The organism is Aeromonas finlandensis, assembly GCF_000764645.1.
In the GTDB taxonomy this organism is placed as follows: Bacteria; Pseudomonadota; Gammaproteobacteria; order Enterobacterales; family Aeromonadaceae; genus Aeromonas; species Aeromonas finlandensis.
This window is the reverse complement of record NZ_JRGK01000169.1, coordinates 1-4151: the sequence shown is the minus strand read 5'-3', so window position 1 is coordinate 4151 and position 4151 is coordinate 1. Positions and strand designations below refer to the sequence as shown.

At 63.4% G+C, this 4151-nt stretch carries 2 protein-coding genes and 1 pseudogene; all 3 read left to right on the top strand.

Annotated elements, in window-relative coordinates; genetic code table 11:
* Nucleotides 1–114 precede the first annotated feature (114 nt).
* Nucleotides 115–1789, top strand: a pseudogene (gene glpA, locus LD28_RS0112115) (anaerobic glycerol-3-phosphate dehydrogenase subunit A).
* Nucleotides 1779–3044: a glycerol-3-phosphate dehydrogenase subunit GlpB gene (gene glpB, locus LD28_RS0112110; RefSeq protein WP_033137220.1), complete on the top strand. Its 1266-nt coding sequence runs from the start codon at nt 1779–1781 to the stop codon at nt 3042–3044. The pseudogene glpA and the gene glpB overlap by 11 nt, the downstream one beginning before the upstream one ends.
* Nucleotides 3045–3095: 51 nt before the next feature.
* Nucleotides 3096–4151 (top strand): anaerobic glycerol-3-phosphate dehydrogenase subunit GlpC (gene glpC, locus LD28_RS0112105; protein WP_033137219.1); only part of this gene is annotated, 1056 nt, incomplete at its 3' end.

Below are 4151 nucleotides of genomic sequence, written 5' to 3'. Positions count from 1 at the left end.
GCATATACCCTGCGCCAAATGTTCGATCTCGCTCATTTATTTGGTCCAAATCAAACATTTCGTTAAGGGTTCGCGTCACACTGGCCTCATCTGGAAGAGATGAGACGGGCAACAATGAAAAGAATAACCACACAAGTCGTCATCATAGGCGGCGGTGCCACCGGGGCCGGCATCATGCGCGATTGCGCACTGCGCGGCATCGACTGCATCCTGCTCGAGCGCGATGATATCGCCGCAGGCACCACCGGCCGCAACCACGGCCTGCTCCACTCCGGTGCCCGCTACGCGGTGACGGATCAAGAGTCCGCCCGCGAATGCATCCAGGAAAACCGCATCCTCAAGCGGATTGCCAGCCACTGTGTCGAGGACACGGGCGGCCTCTTCCTCACCCTGCCGGAAGATGACATCAATTTCCAAACCACCTTTATGGATGCCTGTGCCCTGGCCGGTATCGAAACCCGCCAGCTCGATCCCCGCGAAGCGCTGCTGCTCGAACCCAACGCCAACCCGGCGATGATCGGCGCCATCCATGTGCCGGACGGCACGGTCGATCCCTTCCGCCTCGCTGCCGCAAACGTCTTGGACGCGAAAGAACATGGCGCGCGTATCTTCACCCACAGCAAGGTGCTGGGGCTGCTGCGCACACAGGATCGGGTGCATGGGGTCAAGGCCATCAACACCCGCACCGGCGAAGCGTTCGAGGTGGAGTGTCAGGAGGTGATCAACGCCGCCGGCATCTGGGGCCAGCAAATTTGCGAATACGCCGATCTCGGCATCCGCATGTTCCCGGCCAAGGGCTCCCTGCTCATCATGGATTACCGCATCAACCAGCTGGTGCTCAACCGCGCCCGCAAACCGGCAGATGCGGACATTCTGGTGCCGGGCGATACCATCTCCCTCATCGGCACCACATCGAGTCGCATCGATTACAACAAGATTGACCAGCTCACCGTCGAGCCCGAAGAGGTGGAGGTGCTGCTGCGCGAGGGGATCAAGCTCGCCCCCATCATGGCCCGCACCCGCCTGCTGCGCGCCTACGCCGGGGTGCGCCCGCTGGTGGCGGTGGACGGTGACGACACCGGCCGCAACATCAGTCGCGGCATCGTGCTGCTGGATCACGCCGAGCGTGATGGCCTCAAGGGGTTCAACACCATCACCGGCGGCAAGCTGATGACCTACCGCCTGATGGCCGAATGGGCCACCGATCTGCTGGCCAAGAAACTCGGTAACAGCAAACCCTGCCAGACCGCCGAACTGAGCCTGCCCGGCTCGCGGGATCCGGAAAAGGTCTCCGCTCCTGGCCTCTCGGTGCCGGTCGAAGGGTCGGCCCAGTACCGCCACGGCGAGCGGGTCATCGCCTTCTTCCGTGACAATCCCAAGGCCAACGCCCTCATCTGCGAGTGCGAAATGGTCACCGCGGGCGAAATCGAATATGCCCTGCGCGAGCTGGATGTGGACAACCTCATCGATCTGCGCCGCCGCACCCGTCTGGGAATGGGCCCCTGTCAGGGGGAGCTGTGCGCCTACCGCGCCGCCGGTCTGATGCAGGAGTATGGCAAGGCGGACGGCCGCCAGGCCTGCGTCATGCTGCGCCAGTTCCTCGAGGAGCGTTACAAGGGGACCCGCCCGGTGCTTTGGGGTGATGCCCTGCGCGAGGCCGAGTTTACCTACTGGATCTACGAAGGGCTGTTTGGCCTGGGGGAGTGGACGGCGCCGCAACTGGTTGCCGATACCCCTCGCACCCCGGCAAGCCGAGACCACTCACAAGGAGAGCCGTCATGAAGTTTGACAATATCGTTATCGGCGGTGGCATGGCGGGACTCTCGGCCGCCCTGCGGCTGGTAGAGGCGGGCCAGAAGACCCTGCTGATGGCCTCCGGCCAGAGTGCCCTGCACTTCTCCTCTGGCTCGGTCGATCTGCTCGAAAGCGAGGGAGATCCCCGCGCCGCCCTGCCCGCCTTTATGGCAGCCCATCCGGATCACCCCTACAGCAAGGTGGGGATGCAAAATATCGAAGCGAGCCTCGCCGATCTGCAGCGCCACTGCGCCGAGCAGGGGTTACCGCTGATCCGCCACGACACCAACCACCAGCGCCTGACCCCCATCGGCACCCTCAAACGCACCTGGCTCTCCCCCGATACCTGCGCCTGTGTCACCGATGCGCCGATCCCGGACGTGCTGCTGCTGGCCACGCTCGAGGGCTTTCGCGACTTTCACCCGGCGCTGGCGGCGGCCAATCTGGCGACCCATCCCCGCTTCGCCCACTGCCGCATTCTGACCGGTGAAGTGCGCCTGCCACAACTGGCCGAATTCAGCCGTAATCCCCACGAGTTTCGCTCTGCCGACATCGCCCGCCTCTGCGACAAACACCATCTGGTGGCGGACTTGGCCCGCGAGATCAGCCGCATGGTGCAGGAGTGTGGCGAACCGGGCTGCCGTCATATCGTGCTGCCCGCCTGCCTGTCGCTGGGACTGGTCGGCCCCCGTCTGGCGGAGCTGGAGCAGCGCACCGGCTGCACCATCAAGGAGGTGGCGACCATGCCGCCGTCTCTGATCGGCATGCGGATGCAGGAGGCGCTCAAGCGCCGCTTCATGGCCCTTGGCGGCACCTTCCTCACCAGCGAACGGGTGCTGGGTGCCCGCTACGAGGGGGACCGCGTCATCGGTGTGCACAGCCAGAATGGCGACGATCAGCTGTTTGAAGCGGACAACTTCGTGCTCGCCTCCGGCAGCTTTTTCAGCCGCGGACTGGAGTCCCGTCTGCGCGGCATTCGCGAGCCCATCTTCAATGCCGATGTGTTGAGTCTGGAAGAGCGTGACGCCTGGGCCGGTCGCCGCCTGTTCGACCACCACCCCTTTATGGGATTCGGGGTCAAAACTGACGACAAGCTGCGGGTACTGCGCGGCGGCAAGCCGCTCGCCAACCTCTATGGCGCGGGCAGTGTCTTGGCCCATTACGACCCCATTAAAGAGGGCTCCGGCTCCGGTGTTGCCGTTGCCACCGGCTGGCAAGCCGCTGGCCATATTCTGGGCGCGGCCCAATGATTACTTCGTCCCATATCCCGTGCCTTCAATCCCGACGGGAGGAGAACTGACATGTTACTGGATCATGCCAACCAAACGTTCGATCAGTGCATCAAATGCACCGTCTGTACCGCCTACTGCCCGGTGGCCAAGGCCAACCCCGCCTACCCCGGCCCCAAACAGGCGGGCCCGGATGGGGAGCGGCTGCGGATCAAGAGCCCGGAGCTGTTCGATAGCGCCCTCAAGCACTGCACCAACTGCAAGCGCTGTGAAGTGGCCTGCCCGAGCGGGGTGCGCATCGGCGACATCATCGCCAAGGCCAAAGACAAGTACAGCGGCTTCAAACCGGGGATCCGCGAGTTCGTGCTCTCCCACACCGATCTGATGGGCAGCATGTCTACCCTGATGGCGCCGGTGGTCAACTTCACCACCGGCCTCAAGCCGATGAAGCTGGTGCTGGACAAGGCGCTGGGGGTCTCCTCCCACCGCGACCTGCCCAAATACTCCCAGGGCACCTTCCGCGGCTGGTACAAAAAGCAGAAGGCCACCCAGGCCAGTTATGAGCGCCAAATAGCCTACTTCCACGGCTGCTACGTCAACTACAACCACCCGCAGCTCGGCAAGGAGCTGGTGCAGGTGCTCAACGCCATGAACATTGGCGTCCAGTTGCTGGAGCGGGAGAAGTGCTGCGGCGTACCGCTGATTGCCAACGGCTTCATGGACAAGGCCAAGCAGCAGGCGGCCTTCAACATCAAGCAGCTGGAGAACACCCTGCTGGGCAACGAGATGCCGCTCTTGGCCACCTCCTCCACCTGCGGCTTCACCCTGCGCGATGAATACCCCCACCTGCTGGAGCAGGACAACCACAAGGTGCGGGATCGCATCTCGCTGGTGACCCGCTTCCTGTGGAACGAGTTCTACAAGGGCAACAAGCCGGCGATGAAGCCGCTCAATCTGCACATCGCCTACCACACCCCCTGCCACATGGAGAAGATGGGGGGCGTCATCTACACCCTCGAATTGCTGCGCGCCATTCCCGGGGTCAAGGTGACGGTGCTGGAGTCCCAGTGCTGCGGCATCGCCGGTACCTACGGTTTCAAGTCGGAAAACTACGAAACCAGCCAGACC

Bases quoted from the DNA above. Each gene is read 5' to 3' on its own strand.
- glpB (WP_033137220.1), top strand. From the start codon at position 1,779: ATGAAGTTTGACAATATCGTTATCGGCGGTGGCATGGCGGGACTCTCG.